Source organism: Streptomyces sp. NPDC048696, from assembly GCF_043198895.1.
Taxonomy (GTDB): Bacteria; Actinomycetota; Actinomycetes; order Streptomycetales; family Streptomycetaceae; genus Streptomyces.
Map to the genome: position 1 here is coordinate 187,905 of NZ_JBICVJ010000007.1, position 15,262 is coordinate 203,166.

The following is a 15,262-nucleotide window of genomic DNA, read 5'->3' on the forward strand; positions in this document are numbered from 1 at the left end:
GGTCTGCGCGAAGTCGAACGCCCCCGGCATATGCTGAACCAGCCCTGCGGAACCTCGGGTTCCGGGGGCCGTTTTCCCGAGGAACGGCCCCGTGGACCTCTTCGGGCGGCCATGATGGAGCCATGGCGGGGCTGGAGGGTGTGGAACAACCGCGGCAGCGCGGCAGCGCGACCGCGGCTCGGTGGACGCCGGCCGTCGAGGACGAACGGGCGCTCCAGGCACTGGAGTTGTTCGGAAACCCGACGGAAGAAGAGGTGCGGCTGCCGTCCCGCCCCGAGTCGGCCGCCACCGCGAGACGGCTCACGCAGTGCGTGATACTGCGCCAGTGGGGCCTGTCCCCGGCGCTCGCCGAGCAGGCGATCCTGCTCGTCTCCGAACTGGTCGGCAACGCCGTGCGGCACACCGGTGCCCGCGCCTTCGGGCTGCGGATGCTGCGCCGCCGGGGCTGGATCAGGATCGAGGTGCGCGACCCCTCGCGCGGGCTGCCCTGTCTGATGCCGGTCCACGAGATGGACACCAGCGGCCGGGGGCTCTTCCTCGTCGACAAGCTCTCCGACCGCTGGGGCGTCGATCTGCTGCCCCGGGGCAAGACGACATGGTTCGAGATGCGGGTCGCCGACCGCTGAGCCGGCCGCCGAATCGGGCCGCCGGGCCGGGTCGGCGTGGCGTGCTCCGGATGCGCCGAAGCCCCCGTGCGTGCCGGGGTGTGGCGTGGCTGCGGGGGCTTCTGCGGAGCGCCGCCGCGGATCGGAAGGGGTGTGATCCACGGCGACTGAAGACGACCGAGCTCGGGTCAATGAGGGGTCGTGTCTCCGACTATGGCAGACGGGGGGCCTTCACGCCAAAAGTCCTTACTCGGACAAACTTCCACGAACCATCACAGTTTAGCTGTGAATCGTAGGTGAGCTAGAGCACGGACCTTCCAAATGATGAATAGATATCGAACTCGATGGGTATTTCATCGATCCGGAAGAACTCGATCATGGCGTGTCCGGGGCGACCCGCAAAGGTCCTCAATCGGATCAATCATTACGTTCCGCCCCCTGCCGCACTTAAATGTCCATGTGCTGAATCCATTTCCCCGTGGGGTCGACCGCCGCAGCGCACTGCGAGCCGGGGCGGGGGCGGCCGTCGCGGGGGCTCTCGCGGCCGGCTGCTCGGACGACAGGGGCGGCGCGGCCCCGGCGTCCCGCTCGCCCACGCCCGCCGCGTCCCGCGCCTCCGCCCGGCCCGGTACCACCCGCGCCGCGCCCGCGCCCCGCTCGTACCCCGGTCAGCCCGGCCAGATCGACCACGGGCCCCGGGACCGCCCGATGGTCGCGCTCACCTTCCACGGCCAGGGCGACCCCAAGATCGCCAACGCCGTCCTCGCCGAGGCCGAGCGCGGCGGCGCCCATGTCACGGTCCTCGCCGTCGGCAGCTGGCTCGACGAACACCCCGAGATGGCCCGGCGCATCCTCGACGGCGGCCATGACCTCGGCAACCACACCCAGCGCCACATCGACATCTCGGCCCTGCCGGAGCAGGAGGCGTACGCCGAGATCACCGGGTGCGCCGACCGGCTGCGCCGGCTCACCGGTTCCGTCGGGACCTGGTTCCGGCCGTCCCGTACCCAGTACGCGACGCCGCTCGTGCTGAGACTGGCCCGGCGGGCGGGGTACCCGCACGTCCTGTCGTACGACGTCGACTCGCTCGACTTCACCTCGCCCGGCGCCTCGGCCGTGACGCGCAACGTCACCGGGCGGATCCGCAACGGATCCGTGGTGAGTCTGCACTTCGGCTACGCGGACACGGTCGCCGCGCTGCCGGCCCTCCTCGCCGACCTCGACCGCCGCCATCTGCGCGCGGTGACCACCACGGAGTTGCTGACCTGATGCTGACCGCCACCAAGAGGACCGCCGCGCTGCTCGCCGGCCTCCTGCTCGCCGCGCTAGCCGGCTGCTCGTCCGGGGACAAGGGCGGGGACGAGGCTCTGGGCACCAAGGCCGTCGCGCCGCCCGTGCCGAAGAAGGCCGCCGTGCAGGGCCTGCCCGGGATGCCGCCCGTCCTGGACCCCAAGGACGCCTACGCCGCCGACCGGCCGAACGCCCTCCAGCCCGCTGTGAAGAACTTCCTGGACCGCGTCTACGTGCCGAACACCAACTCCAACACGGTCTCGGTGATCGACCCCAAGACGTACAAGGTCATCGAGACCATCCGGGTCGGCCACCAGCCCCAGCACGTGGTCCCGTCCTGGGACATGAAGACGCTGTGGGTCAACAACGACCTCGGGGACAGCCTCACCGCCATCGACCCGGCGACCGGCAAGGCCGGCCGCACGGTCCAGGTCTCCGACCCGTACAACCTCTACTTCACGCCCAACGGCAAGTACGCGGTCGTGATGGCCTCGATGGACCGCGAGCTGGCGTTCCGCGACCCGGTCACCATGAAGCGGGTCAAGACCGTCCCGGTCCACTGCGCGGGCGTCAACCACGCGGACTTCTCCATGGACGGGCGGTACTTCATCGTCTCCTGCGAGTTCTCCGGCGAACTGCTCAAGGTCGACACCGAGAAGATGGAGGTCGTCGCCCACCAGAAGCTGCCGTTCGACGGGGCGATGCCGCAGGACGTCAAGATGTCCCCGGACGGCAAAACGTTTTACGTCGCCGACATGATGGCGCACGGGATGTGGGTCCTGGACGGCGACCGGTTCAGCACGCCGACGCTGCTGCCCACCGGCAAGGGCTGCCACGGCCTCTACATCAGCCGCGACTCCAAGGAGATGTACATCTCCAACCGCGGCGAGGGCTCCATCTCCATCTTCGACTTCGCCCAGAACAAGCTCACCAAGAAATGGCATCTGCCGGACGGCGGCAGCCCCGACATGGGGGGTGTCTCGGCGGACGGCAAGGTCCTGTGGCTGTCGGGCCGTTACGACGGTGAGGTGTACGCGATCGACACCACCACCGGCAAGGAGCTCGCCCGGATCCCGGTCGGCTCCGGCCCGCACGGCCTGGCGGTCTACCCGCAGCCGGGCCGCTACTCACTGGGCCACACCGGCATCTTCCGCTGAGGCGGGGCGCCTTCGCGCCTGCGGCTGCCCCCGGGGATCGCCCGGGGGCAGCCGCATGTCCTCCGCCGCCCCTGGAGGTCACCAGAGGACGGGCAGCCGTTCCGGCAGGCGCTTGATGAAGCCGGTGCGCCACACCAGTTGCCCGGGCGGCACCGCGAGCCGCAGTCCCGGCAGCCGTTCGACCAGGGCGGTGAGCGCGATCTCCGCGTGCGCGCGGCCCAGGCCCGTCGCCGGGCAGAAGTGGCGGCCCGCGCCGAAGGAGAGGTGCGGGTTGTGCTCGCGGTCCAGGTCGAGCCGGTCGGGGTCGGCGAAGACCTCCGGGTCGAAGTTGGCCCCCTCGACCAGGACGAGCACCAACTCGCCCTTGCGCACCAGGACGTCGCCCACCTGGGCGTCCTGGGTCGCCAGCCTCGGCAGGCCGTCGCCGATGGACAGGTTCCAGCGCAGCAGCTCGTCGACGGCCCGGCCGATCCGGTCGGGGTGCTCGCGCAGATACGCGATGAGCTCGGGGCGCTGGAGCAGCGCGAGCACCGCCAGGACCAGGAACGCGGACGTCGAGACGGCGCCCGCGCCGAAGAGCGAGACCGCGACCGTGGCCAGCATCTCGTCGGTCAGATGCGCGGACTCCTCCTCCGTGCGCAGATCGGCGAGCCGGGCGAGCAGGCCCGCGCGCTGGTCCGGCGGCGCGTTCAGCCGGTCGACCATGTACCCGAGGTCCTTGTACCAGTTCAGGCGCGACCCCTCGAAGGAGTGCGGGCTGGTCATGAACGCGATGTCCAGGCCCGACATCAGCCGCCGCCAGTCCGCGAACGGCACCCCGATGACCTTGCAGTGCAGCGCCGCCGAGAAGGGGTCGGCGAACCCCGCCCGGAAGTCCGCCGGAGGCCCCTCGGCGAGCAGTGCGTCGATGAACTCGTCGGCCCGCTCCCGCAGCCACTCGCGCAGGCCGTCGGTGCGCGGGTTGAGCGCCTTCATCACGGCGCCGCGCAGCCCCGCGCTGTTGATGTTGCCCATGTTGTTGACGACTTCCGGCGGAATCGTCAGGGCGTACTGGCGCGGCGCGTCGGGGGCGGCGGTGTCCTTGAGGCTGAACCGGTCGTCCTCCAGGACGCGTTTGGCCAGCGCGTAACTGCTCACCAGCCAGGCGGTGTCGCCGGTCATGGTGCGCACCCGAGCCACCGGCTCCTTCGCGCGCAGCGCGGCGCACTCCTCGGGGAGCACGTCGCCGCGCCGGGCGAGCGGGAAGTCGAGCAGCCGCCGGGTGCCGATGCCGCCCGTGCCGCTCGTGGCGCTGATGCCGCTCATGCCGCGACTCCTTCCGCGGGGACGGGGTGCGGGCGCACGACCGCGTACGCCTGGTTGCGGGAGGCGCGCAGCCCGCCGCCCTTGGCGTAGAGGAGTTCGGTGAGCGGGATCAGCGCGTGGTAGCAGGACACCGAGGAGGGGACGCCGAGAATGCCCGGGGTGTCGAGGAAGAAGGGGAGTTCGGCGGCGATGTAGTCGAGGCAGGCGGACAGCTGCTCCGGGCTCGCCGAGGCCCCGTCCGCCTTTCCGGCGAGGAAGGCGGTGGCCATCTCCTCGCAGCCGGTGCGGAATTCGCGGTCGGTGGCGAGGAAGTGCCTCACCCGGCGGTGCAGCAGGTCGTACACCTGGTTCCCGGCGAACTCCGAGAGCGCGTGCACGCCGACCGGCTGACCCGGCCGGGCCGCCTCCTCGACGCCGCGCACGATGCGCCTGCGGACCGCCTTGAGCTCCTTCGACGCCCGCCGCTCGGCGTGCTCCTCGTCGTAGCCGAACGCGGCGAACATCCTGGCCACATGGCGGTCGGCGTAGACGAGATCGACCCGGTCGAAGCGGGCGGAGGCCCAGCGGACGAGCTCGGCGATGCGGTCCGCGCTGAAGTAGCTGTTGCCCGGGCTCACCCCGATGAGGACGTGGTCACCCTCGTCCCAGATGAACCGGCAGCTGCGGGTGAATGGCTGGAAGGTGAACGTGGTGGTTGCTTCAGTGGTGGCAGTCACTCCTGAATCGCCCCAGCGCCGCGAGTCCCTGGGAGCCCTGTGCTCCCGGTGTGGCGGCGACAGCACGAAGTTATCGCCCGGGTGCGGAGCGTAGGGAAGGGGGTCCCGGTCTTTTGGCGAGAATTCGTCCCCTCGAAACACCGTGGGCGATGTTTGCGGGCGGGGCGACGACCAAGGGTGTCCGTCGACCGGCCGCCGCACCGGGCGGGTCCGGAGCCCGTTAGTCTGACCCCCGTCAAAAACGCACCAAGATAGGGGTGGACCCAGTGGCGGACATCGAAGAGGCCCGCAAGGCGTTCGCGAAGCTCGACGTCAACGGCGACGGTGAGATCACCGCGGCCGAGTACAAGCAGGTCATGGCGCAGCTGGGCGACTACCACGTCACCGAGACCGTGGCCAAGGCGATCATCGCGGCCAAGGACGCCAACGGCGACGGCAAGCTCTCCTTCGAGGAGTTCTGGGCGTCCCTGAACAAGTGACCCCGCCTCGGGCGGGCGGCCCGCTCGATACGTGCCGCCCGCCCGGAATTTCCTCGTGGCCACCCGAGTTGTGGATCTCGCACGCCAACGCAACGACACGGGGAAGGCCAGTTTCATGAAGATCGGCATCATCGGCGCGGGCAACATCGGCGGCAATCTGACCCGCCGTCTCACCGCGCTCGGGCACGACGTGTCCATCGCCAACTCGCGCGGCCCGCACACCCTGACCGCGCTCGCCGAGGAGACCGGGGCCACGCCCGCCGAGGTCACCGAGGTCGCCAAGGGCGCCCGGCTCGTCGTCGTCACCATCCCGGTCAAGAGCGTCCCCGACCTGCCCGCCGGGTTCCTGGACGGCGCCGCCGAGGACGTGGCTGTGCTCGACACCGGCAACTACTACCCCCAGCAGCGCGACGGCCTGATCGCCGAGATCGAGTCGGGGGTGACCGAGAGCCGCTGGACCGAGCGCCAGATCGGCCACGCGGTCGTGAAGGCGTTCAACGGCACGTATGCCGAGGACATCATCGACAAGGCGCTGCCCCAGGGCGACCCCGGCCGTATCGCGCTGCCGGTGGCGGGCGACGACGAGGCCGCCAAGCGGCTGATCCGCGACCTCATCGACGAGCTGGGCTTCGACACGGTGGACGCGGGCGGCATCGACGAGTCCTGGCGCCAGCAGCCGAACACCCCGGTCTACGGGCTGCGGGGCGGCGTCGAGGAGGTCACCAAGGCGCTGGCGGCGGCCTCGCCGGAGCGCACGGCCGACTTCAAGGCGTAACCGCGCAACCGCGTAACCACGCAATACGGCCGGCGGGCGTGCTCCCCAAAGGGCACGCCCGCCGGGTCCCCACGGATCAGCAAGCCATCAGCAGGTGATCCGTGGATGTCTCAGCACTCGATGATGTTGACCGCGAGGCCGCCGCGCGCGGTCTCCTTGTACTTCACCGACATGTCCGCGCCGGTCTCCTTCATGGTCTTGATGACCTTGTCCAGGGAGACCTTGTGGCTGCCGTCGCCGCGCATCGCCATCTTCGCGGCGGTCACGGCCTTCACGGCCGCCATGCCGTTGCGCTCGATGCACGGGATCTGGACCAGACCACCGACGGGGTCGCAGGTCAGGCCGAGGTTGTGCTCCATGCCGATCTCGGCGGCGTTCTCGACCTGCTCGGGGGTGCCGCCCAGGACCTCGGCCAGCGCGCCCGCGGCCATCGAGCAGGCGGAGCCGACCTCGCCCTGGCAGCCGACCTCGGCGCCGGAGATCGAGGCGTTCTCCTTGAAGAGCATGCCGATGGCGCCGGCCGAGAGCAGGAAGCGCACCACGCCCTCGTCGTCGGCGCCGGGCACGAAGTTCATGTAGTAGTGCAGCACGGCCGGGATGATGCCCGCGGCGCCGTTGGTGGGCGCGGTGACCACGCGGCCGCCCGCCGCGTTCTCCTCGTTCACGGCCATCGCGTACAGCGTCGCCCACTCCATCGCGTGCGCGTCCGGGTTGCCCTCGGCGCGCAGCTGGCGGGCGGTGGTGGCGGCGCGGCGGCGGACCTTCAGGCCGCCCGGCAGGATGCCCTCGCGGGACATGCCGCGCGAGACGCACGCCTGCATCACGCGCCAGATCTCCAGGAGCCCGGTGCGGATCTCGTCCTCGGTGCGCCAGGCCTTCTCGTTCTCCAGCATCATCGCGGAGATCGACAGGCCGGTCTCCTTCGCCAGGCGCAGCAGCTCGTCACCGGTGCGGAAGGGGTACTTCAGCACGGTGTCGTCGGGCATGATCGGGTTCTCGCCCGCCACGGCGTCCTCGTCGACGACGAAGCCGCCGCCCACCGAGTAGTACGTCTTCTCCAGGACCAGCGCGCCCTCGCTGTCGTACGCGAAGACCGTCATCCCGTTGGCGTGGTACGGCAGCGCCTTGCGGCGGTGCAGGATCAGGTCCTCGTCGAAGTCGAAGGGGATCTCGTGGGCGCCGAGCAGGTTGATCCGCCCGTCCGCCTTGATCCGCTCGACCTGCTCGTCGGCGCTCTCCACGTCGACCGTGCGCGGCGAGTTGCCCTCCAGGCCCAGCAGGACCGCCTTGGGGGTGCCGTGGCCGTGGCCGGTGGCGCCGAGCGAGCCGTACAGCTCGGCCCGTATCGAGGCGGTGTGGGCCAGCAGGCCCTCGTTCTTCAGGCGGCGCGCGAACATCCGGGCGGCGCGCATCGGGCCGACCGTGTGGGAGCTGGACGGGCCGATGCCGATCGAGAACAGGTCGAAGACCGAGATGGCCACGGGAGGACTCCTTGATGAGGTAGACGCCGTTGTCTGCCGGGGCGGTGCAGAGCGAGCAGGTGGAACGGGCGGTGCAAGGGTTCGGGGCACCGCACTCACTGTCCAGTGTGCGCGGTGCCCCGAAGGTTCGTACGAATAAAAGGGTACGAAACTACTTCAGGCCGGGGTACAGCGGGTGCTTCGCGGCCAGGGCGGAGACCCGGGCTGCGAGAGCGTCCTTGTCGAAGTCCGGCTTCAGGGTCTCGGCGATGATGTCGGCGACCTCACGGAAGTCGTCCGCGCCGAAACCGCGGGTGGCCAGGGCCGGGGTGCCGATCCGCAGGCCCGAGGTGACCATCGGGGGCCGCGGGTCGTTCGGGATGGCGTTCCGGTTGACCGTGATGCCGACCTCGTGGAGGCGGTCCTCGGCCTGCTGGCCGTCGAGCTCGGAGTTGCGCAGGTCCACCAGGACCAGGTGCACGTCCGTGCCGCCGGACAGGACCGAGACACCGTGCGCGGTGACGTCGTCCTGGACCAGGCGCTCGGCCAGGATGCGGGCGCCGTCCAGGGTGCGCTGCTGGCGCTCCTTGAACTCCTCCGAGGCCGCGACCTTGAAGGACACCGCCTTGGCCGCGATCACGTGCTCCAGCGGGCCGCCCTGGAAGCCGGGGAAGACCGCGGAGTTCAGCTTCTTCGCGAAGTCCTTGTTCCGGGCCAGGATGATGCCGCCGCGCGGGCCGCCGAGGGTCTTGTGCGTGGTGGAGGTGACCACGTCCGCGAACGGCACCGGGTTGGGGTGCAGCCCGGCGGCGACCAGACCGGCGAAGTGCGCCATGTCGACCCACAGCAGGGCCTCGACCTCGTCCGCGATGCGGCGGAACTCGGCGAAGTCCAGCTGGCGCGGGTACGCGGACCAGCCCGCGATGATCACCTTGGGGCGGTGCTCCTTGGCCAGGCGCTCGACCTCGGCCATGTCGACCAGACCGGCCTCGTCCACGTGGTACGGGACCACGTTGAACTGCTTGCCGGAGAAGTTCAGCCGCATGCCGTGGGTGAGGTGGCCGCCGTGCGCCAGGTCCAGGCCGAGGATCGTGTCGCCGGGCTGGGCGATCGCGAACAGGGCGGCCTGGTTGGCGGAGGCGCCGGAGTGCGGCTGGACGTTGGCGTACTCCGCGCCGAACAGGTCCTTGACCCGGTCGATAGCGATCTGCTCGGTCACGTCCACGTGCTCGCAGCCACCGTAGTAGCGGCGTCCGGGGTAGCCCTCGGCGTACTTGTTGGTGAGGACCGTGCCCTGGGCCTCCATGACCGCGACCGGAGCGAAGTTCTCCGAGGCGATCATTTCGAGGGTGGACTGCTGACGGTGGAGCTCGGCGTCGACGGCGGCGGCGACGTCCGGGTCCAGCTCATGAAGGGGAGTGTTCAGAAGCGACATCGGAAGATCCCTGGAGGTGGTGGGTCAGCTGGCGAAGTCGGTGTACTCGTCGGCGGAGAGCAGGTCGCCCGGCTCCTCCGCGACGCGCACCTTGAACAGCCAACCGCCCTCGAACGGGGCCGAGTTGACCAGCGAGGGGTCGTCCACGACGTCCTGGTTGGCCGCGACGACCTCGCCCGTCACGGGGGAGTACAGGTCGCTGACCGACTTGGTCGACTCCAGCTCGCCGCAGGTCTCGCCCGCGGTCACCGTGTCACCGACCTCCGGGAGCTGGACGAACACCACGTCACCGAGCGCGTTGGCCGCGTGCTCCGTGATGCCGACCGTCGAGACGCCGTCCTCGGCGCCCGACAGCCACTCGTGCTCCTTGCTGTAGCGCAGCTGCTGGGGGTTGCTCATGACCTGAATTCTCCTGTACGAGGGGGAGTGGTGGTGAACAAGGAAGTCGTGCGGGGCGTGTGCGAGGGGTCACTTCTGGCGCTTGTAGAACGGCAGCGCCACGACCTCGTACGGCTCATGCGTACCGCGAATGTCGACGCCGACACCGGAGGTGCCCGGTTCGGCGTGCGCGGCGTCCACGTACGCCATGGCGATCGGCTTGCCCAGCGTGGGCGAGGGGGCGCCGGAGGTGACCTCGCCGATCACCTGGACGTCGGCTCCGCCCACGGCAACAACGGAGAACCCGGCGCGCGGCACCCGGCGGCCCTCGGCGACCAGGCCGACCAGCTTGCGCGGCGCCTTGGCGGCGGCGCGCTCGGCGGCCGCCTCCAGGGCCGCGCGCCCCACGAAGTCGCCCTCCTTCTCGAACTTCACGACCCGGCCGAGCCCCGCGTCGAACGGGGTCAGCGAGGTGGTCAGCTCGTGCCCGTACAGCGGCATGCCCGCCTCAAGGCGCAGCGTGTCGCGGCAGGACAGGCCGCACGGCACCAGGCCCGCGTCCTTGCCCGCCTCGGTCAGCGCCTGCCACAGCTTCTCGGCGTCGGCCGGGGCCACGAAGAGCTCGAAGCCGTCCTCACCGGTGTACCCCGTACGGGCGATCAGCGCCGGGACACCGGCGACGGTGCCGGGCAGGCCCGCGTAGTACTTCAGACCGTCCAGGTCGGCGTCGGTGACGGCCTTCAGGATGCCGGGGGACTCGGGGCCCTGCACGGCGATCAGCGCGTAGTTGTCGCGGTCGTCGCGCACCTCGGCGTCGAACCCGGCCGCGCGCTCGGTGACCGCGTCCAGGACGACCTGGGCGTTGCCCGCGTTGGCCACGACCATGTACTCGTGCTCGCCGAGGCGGTAGACGATCAGGTCGTCCACGATGCCGCCGTCCTCCTGGCAGATCATCGTGTAGCGGGCGCGGCCGACGCCGATGGTGCCCATGTTGCCGACCAGCGCGTAGTCCAGGGCCTTGACGGCCTCGGGGCCGGTGACGGTGATCTCGCCCATGTGGGAGAGGTCGAAGAGACCGGCCTTGGTGCGTACGGCGGTGTGCTCGTCGCGCTCGCTGCCGTACCGCAGCGGCATGTCCCAGCCCGCGAAGTCGGTCATGGTCGCGCCCAGCGAACGGTGCAGCGTGTCGAGGGCGGTGAGACGGGGGTTGCTCATGAGGGTGTGGCTCCCAGGGCATGACGGCGAGGACGATCCTCCCCATCTGTCATCGGAACCTGAGAGGTTCGCCGGGAGACCCGGCTTGCACCTTGGGTGGGACCGCCCCGTCCGTGGACGTGCGGCCCGCTTTTCAGATCTGCCTCATCCACGCGGTACGGGGCCTGAGAGATTCAAGGGAGGGACTTGCTCCTTCGGCGCCCCAGCGCAACACATCTGGGGACTCTCCCGCGCGGATTCAAGCGGCCGGTATGCAGTTGGCGCGCACATCATTGCACGCATCCCCCGACCGGCAAATCGCCTGCGTCGCATTACCGGTTCTTTACACTGCGTGGGCAGGGTCCGTACGACCCCGCGGGGGGAGGCTCGATGAAGGTGCACAGGCAGGCGGCGGCGCAGGGGTACGCGGCCCAGTGCTCGGCGCAGCGCTCGGCGGAGCGCTCGGCCGTGCCCGCGCGGATGCCGGTGGTCTCGGATCTGCGCGGGCGCGGCGGGCGGACCCCGCACACGCTGTCGTTCGCGGCCGGGGACGTGGTGGTGGTCTCCGGGCTGCCCGGCAGCGGCAAGACGACACTGCTGCGCCGGGCCGCCGCGGGCCTCGGCATCGACTCCCAGGACACCCGCCGGGCCTGGGAGGCCCGGATGGGCCCGGTGCCGTACGTGCTGTACCGCCCGGTCGTACGGGTCGCCCACTTCCTGCGGACGCACTGGGCGCTGCGCACGGGCGCGAGCCTGGTCGTCCACGACTGCGGCACGCACGCGTGGGTGCGGTGGTCGCTGGCCCGGGGCGCGGCGCGCGGCGGCCGCGCGCTCCATCTGGTGCTGCTCGACGTCCCGCCGGAGCTCGCCCTTGAGGGCCAGCGCTCCCGTGGCCGCAAGGTCTCCGCGTACGCCTTCGCCCGCCACCGCAGGGCGGTGCCGCGCCTGATAGACGAGGTGGCGGCGGGGCGCCTGCCGCGCGGGGTGGCGTCGGCGGTGCTGCTCGACCGGCAGGCGGCGCAGACGGTGACCCGGATCGCTTTCGGGGCGAGCCCCGGCCAACGCTAAGGTTTCCATACGGGGGACCCGTACCCCCATCTTGAGGGGCGCGGGGCTGTGACATTTGCGGCTCTGCCGCGTTGGGGGTCCCCCCTGCTCCTTGAGAGCTCGGGGGCGCGACCAGCCACAGACGGCTCGCAGACGAAGGACAACGGCACATGGATTTCCCGCGGCACGCGGTCCCGCACCCCCACGGTGGTGGCGGCTGGCCGGGCAACGAGCTGGAGGAGGCCCTGGCGGCGGCCCTGGGCAACCCCGCGGCGGGCCCGAGGCTGATAGAGGTCCTGGGGCGCAACCCGGTCTGGGTCCCGCTCCCCAACGGCGGCAGCCAGGACAGCCGCGACCTCGACCTCCCCACGATGGAGATCGACGGCGCCGCCTATGTCCCGGTCTACAGCTCCGAGCAGCAGTTCCTCCAGTGCGTCGGTCCCCATATGTCGTTCGCGATCGCGCCCGCCGTGGAGTTCGCCCGCGGGCTGCCCCCGCAGCTGGGCATCGCGGTGAACCCGGAGGGCGCGGTCGGGGTGCCCCTGCCGCCGCCCGCCGTCGCCGAGCTGTGCCGCACCGGGCGCACCGCGCTGGACGGCCCCGCCACCGGCGGCCGGGTGCGGCTCTTCGAGCCGGACTGGCAGGAGGAGCCGGTCGACTTCCTGGCCGCCGCCGCCGGTGAGTTCGAGGCGACCGGGGTGGTGCGCACCGCCCGCCGCGCGCTCGCCTCCATCGAGGGCGACGAGCCGGTCCTGTTCATCGGCGTCGAGTTCTCCACCTGGGACGGGGCGGGCCGAGGCGCCCCCATGGAGGCGCTGGGCCGGGCGCTGGGCCGGGTCCCGGTGGGCTGGCCGGTGAACCTGGTCCTGCTCGACGTGGCCCAGGACCCGGTCGGCGACTGGATGCGGGACCGGGTGCGCCCCTTCTACACCCGGGCCACGGCCCAGTAGTCCCGCATAAGCTGGTTTCATAATCCGTAGACCCCCACGGCGGCACGCCTGTGTACCGGCGGCGCGGGGGACCGAAGAGGGGCGGGACCCAGGGTGAGTGCGTCAGGCACCGCGGCGGCCGGGCAGGTCGAGCACATGCTGCGCCAGGTGGCCCCCGGACGCTACGACGCGTACGAGGCGCTGCTGCACGCCCTCGCCGACCCGTCCGCCGGCCGGCTCTGGATGCTGCTCTGGCACGGCCGGGCCGGCGCCCCCGACGCCCAGTACGGGAACATGGAGGTCGACGGGATCGCGTACGCGCCCTGTGTGACCTCCGCCCAGGAGCTCGCCGCCAGCGGCTGGAACCGGGAGCACGAGGTGGTCACCGGCCGCGACATCGCGCGCGCTCTCTACCCCGACCGGTACGGGATCTGGCTGAATCCGCACGCCCCCGGCGGCGGCGTCGGCATCCCCTGGCCGGATCTGCGCCGGATCGCCACCGGGCTCGACCGGATGCCCGCGGGCCCGCTGCGCATGTCCGAACCGGTCGTGGACATCCCGCAGTTCTACGCCCTGCTCGCGCAGAACGCGCACCACACCCCGGCCGTGCGCTCGCTGCGGCGGGCCTGGGTGCAGCCCGCGATCGGTGCGCCCTATCTGGCCATCGGTCTCGATCTCTACGACACCGGGCGGCAGTCCGTGGACGCGGTGCGCGCCATGATGCAGCAGTCCGTGGCCGCCGTGCCGGACGGGCTGCCGGTCTCCACGGTCGCGATGTCGGACGAGTACGACCCGGTCGGGATGTGGCTGCGCGCCCACTCGCGCCCGTTCTACGACCGCGAGGCGCACGCCGCCCCGGCGGCTCCCACCGGCGGATACGGCTACCCGCCGGCCGCCCCGCGCGCCTACTGACGTACGCGCCCGCCTGCTGACGTACCCACCTCGCGTACGCACGCGTCCGTCTCGCGCGTCCACCGACGCACCCGCCCTCGCGCCTACTGGCGGTAACCGCCCCACGCGCCCGCGGATGTCACTCCTCTCTCTCCCGCACCACCCCTCTTCATTTCTCGCGTCCCCGCGCCTCCTTCAAAAGCGCCGGACAATTCCCTCATCCGCCTTTCTATCCGAGGCGATGGCCCCCCTTGCTCCGGCATTGCACTCAATTACGCTCGTCTTCAAGGGAGTTGGGTGACATGACCGTTCTGGTCGCTTAGTGACCGACTGGTCCGCTCAGACGATCACGGCGTTCGGATAACGGAAACCGTTTGACCGCATCACGTTTAGGCAACCATTCCCCGCCAGGTCTGGCGGGTGATCGCAAACGCGTTGAAGACTCCCGGCTAACAGAGGGCCGGTTGGCCCGTCGCAGCATCACCGCACCACCTGATGGAACAAGCCGCCACAGCGGCTGGTACGGGCCGGCCACCGCCGGCCGGGAGGGGTCAGAGGCACTGTGACCGCACCGCTAGAGACCACCGGATCGGCTGCCGAGGTGCCGCCGGAGGCAGTACTCACGGGGGCCAAGCAGAGCCAGATCGAAGGCCGTTCACTCGGACAGATCGCCTGGACGCGCTTCAAGCGCGACAAACTGGCCGTCGCGGGTGGGGTGGTCGTCGTCCTGCTCATCCTGCTGGCCGTTCTCTCCAAGCCCATCCAGTGGGCGTTCGGGCTCGACCCGAACGAGTTCCACCAGGAGCTGATCGACCCGGCCCTCCTGGCGCCCAAGGGCGCCTGGGGCGGCATGAGTTGGGAGCACCCGCTGGGTGTCGACCCGCAGTACGGACGCGACATCCTCTCTCGGATCATCGAGGGATCCTGGGTGTCGCTGCTCGTCGCGGGCGGCGCCACGCTGCTCTCGGTCGTCATCGGCGTGATCATGGGTGTCACGGCAGGCTTCTACGGCGGCTGGGCGGACTCCCTGATCAGCCGCGCGATGGACGTCTTCCTGGCGTTCCCGCTCCTGCTCTTCGCCATCTCCATCTCCGCGTCCCTGCAGGACGGGGCGTTCGGAATGAGCGGGCTGCCACTGAGGATCAGCGTGCTGATCTTCGTGATCGGCTTCTTCAGCTGGCCGTACATGGGACGTATCGTCCGGGCCCAGACGCTCAGCCTGCGTGAACGCGAGTTCGTCGAGGCCGCCAGGAGCCTCGGCGCCCGCGGTCCGTTCATCCTGATCCGGGAGCTGCTGCCGAACCTGATCGCCCCGATCCTGGTCTACGCCACGCTCCTGATCCCCACGAACATCCTGTTCGAGGCCGGACTCAGCTTCCTCGGCGTCGGCATCTCGCCGCCGCAGGCCAGCTGGGGCGGAATGCTCTCCACCGCGACCGACCTCTACGAGGCGGACCCGCAGTACATGATCGTGCCGGGCCTGGCGATCTTCATCACGGTCCTGGCGTTCAACCTGCTGGGCGACGGGCTGCGAGACGCCCTCGACCCGCGCAGCAAGTAAGCACGCGGCACAGTCACATGCTCATGTCCGCCGCAACCAT

General features: G+C 70.7%; 15 protein-coding genes and 1 riboswitch. Of the genes, 9 read left to right on the top strand and 6 right to left on the bottom strand.

Annotated features, from left to right (window positions below):
* Positions 1–122: 122 nt before the first annotated feature.
* The 3 genes from ACGFRG_RS17080 to ACGFRG_RS17090 all read left to right on the top strand — a co-directional run bounded on the left by ACGFRG_RS17080 (position 123) and on the right by ACGFRG_RS17090 (position 3,052).
* Positions 123–626 (top strand): ATP-binding protein, encoded by a 504-nt coding sequence (locus ACGFRG_RS17080; RefSeq protein WP_361420632.1) that lies wholly within the window; start codon positions 123–125, stop codon positions 624–626.
* 441 nt (positions 627–1,067) lie between these two features.
* Complete coding sequence (locus ACGFRG_RS17085) at positions 1,068–1,874, top strand: polysaccharide deacetylase family protein (RefSeq protein ID WP_361420884.1); 807 nt, start codon at positions 1,068–1,070, stop codon at positions 1,872–1,874.
* Entirely contained in the window at positions 1,874–3,052 is a 1,179-nt protein-coding gene (locus tag ACGFRG_RS17090; protein ID WP_361420629.1) for a PQQ-binding-like beta-propeller repeat protein, read from the top strand. The genes ACGFRG_RS17085 and ACGFRG_RS17090 overlap by 1 nt, the downstream gene beginning before the upstream one ends.
* A 78-nt stretch (positions 3,053–3,130) precedes the next feature.
* Here ACGFRG_RS17090 and ACGFRG_RS17095 read toward each other — a convergent pair whose 3' ends face one another.
* Positions 3,131–4,357, bottom strand: coding sequence for a cytochrome P450 (locus ACGFRG_RS17095; RefSeq protein ID WP_361420626.1), 1,227 nt, complete (start codon positions 4,355–4,357; stop codon positions 3,131–3,133).
* Entirely contained in the window at positions 4,354–5,073 is a 720-nt protein-coding gene (locus tag ACGFRG_RS17100) for a tRNA-dependent cyclodipeptide synthase (protein ID WP_361420623.1), read from the bottom strand. Before ACGFRG_RS17100 ends, ACGFRG_RS17095 begins: the two co-directional genes overlap by 4 nt.
* Before the next feature lie 266 nt (positions 5,074–5,339).
* Between ACGFRG_RS17100 and ACGFRG_RS17105 the strand changes: the two genes are divergently transcribed.
* On the top strand, positions 5,340–5,552 hold the full coding sequence (locus ACGFRG_RS17105) for an EF-hand domain-containing protein (protein WP_361420620.1): 213 nt from the start codon (positions 5,340–5,342) through the stop codon (positions 5,550–5,552).
* A gap of 70 nt (positions 5,553–5,622) precedes the next feature.
* Positions 5,623–6,327: an NAD(P)-binding domain-containing protein gene (locus ACGFRG_RS17110; RefSeq protein ID WP_361420881.1), complete on the top strand. Its 705-nt coding sequence runs from the start codon at positions 5,623–5,625 to the stop codon at positions 6,325–6,327.
* Positions 6,328–6,437: 110 nt separating this feature from the next.
* Here the strand turns inward: ACGFRG_RS17110 and ACGFRG_RS17115 are convergent, their stop codons facing one another.
* From ACGFRG_RS17115 to gcvT, 4 genes are all read right to left on the bottom strand, one after another.
* Entirely contained in the window at positions 6,438–7,808 is a 1,371-nt protein-coding gene (locus ACGFRG_RS17115; RefSeq protein WP_361420618.1) for an L-serine ammonia-lyase, read from the bottom strand.
* Positions 7,809–7,959: 151 nt separating this feature from the next.
* Positions 7,960–9,222 (bottom strand): serine hydroxymethyltransferase, encoded by a 1,263-nt coding sequence (glyA, locus tag ACGFRG_RS17120; RefSeq protein WP_361420615.1) that lies wholly within the window; start codon positions 9,220–9,222, stop codon positions 7,960–7,962.
* 24 nt (positions 9,223–9,246) lie between these two features.
* Complete coding sequence (gcvH, locus tag ACGFRG_RS17125; protein WP_361420612.1) at positions 9,247–9,621, bottom strand: glycine cleavage system protein GcvH; 375 nt, start codon at positions 9,619–9,621, stop codon at positions 9,247–9,249.
* A 69-nt stretch (positions 9,622–9,690) separates the two neighbouring features.
* Complete coding sequence (gcvT, locus tag ACGFRG_RS17130; protein WP_393264662.1) at positions 9,691–10,815, bottom strand: glycine cleavage system aminomethyltransferase GcvT; 1,125 nt, start codon at positions 10,813–10,815, stop codon at positions 9,691–9,693.
* Between the two features lie 143 nt (positions 10,816–10,958).
* Positions 10,959–11,056: riboswitch (glycine riboswitch) on the bottom strand.
* A 128-nt stretch (positions 11,057–11,184) separates the two neighbouring features.
* Here gcvT and ACGFRG_RS17135 point away from each other — a divergent pair.
* From ACGFRG_RS17135 to ACGFRG_RS17150, 4 genes are all read left to right on the top strand, one after another.
* On the top strand, positions 11,185–11,862 hold the full coding sequence (locus ACGFRG_RS17135) for an AAA family ATPase (protein ID WP_393264665.1): 678 nt from the start codon (positions 11,185–11,187) through the stop codon (positions 11,860–11,862).
* Between the two features lie 149 nt (positions 11,863–12,011).
* The gene (locus tag ACGFRG_RS17140; protein ID WP_361420603.1) at positions 12,012–12,791 is read left to right on the top strand and encodes an enhanced serine sensitivity protein SseB; all 780 of its coding nucleotides are present in this window, start codon (positions 12,012–12,014) and stop codon (positions 12,789–12,791) included.
* A 93-nt stretch (positions 12,792–12,884) separates the two neighbouring features.
* On the top strand, positions 12,885–13,682 hold the full coding sequence (locus tag ACGFRG_RS17145; protein ID WP_361420600.1) for an enhanced serine sensitivity protein SseB C-terminal domain-containing protein: 798 nt from the start codon (positions 12,885–12,887) through the stop codon (positions 13,680–13,682).
* 541 nt (positions 13,683–14,223) lie between these two features.
* The gene (locus ACGFRG_RS17150; protein WP_361420597.1) at positions 14,224–15,222 is read left to right on the top strand and encodes an ABC transporter permease; all 999 of its coding nucleotides are present in this window, start codon (positions 14,224–14,226) and stop codon (positions 15,220–15,222) included.
* The last annotated feature ends 40 nt before the right edge of the window (positions 15,223–15,262 follow it).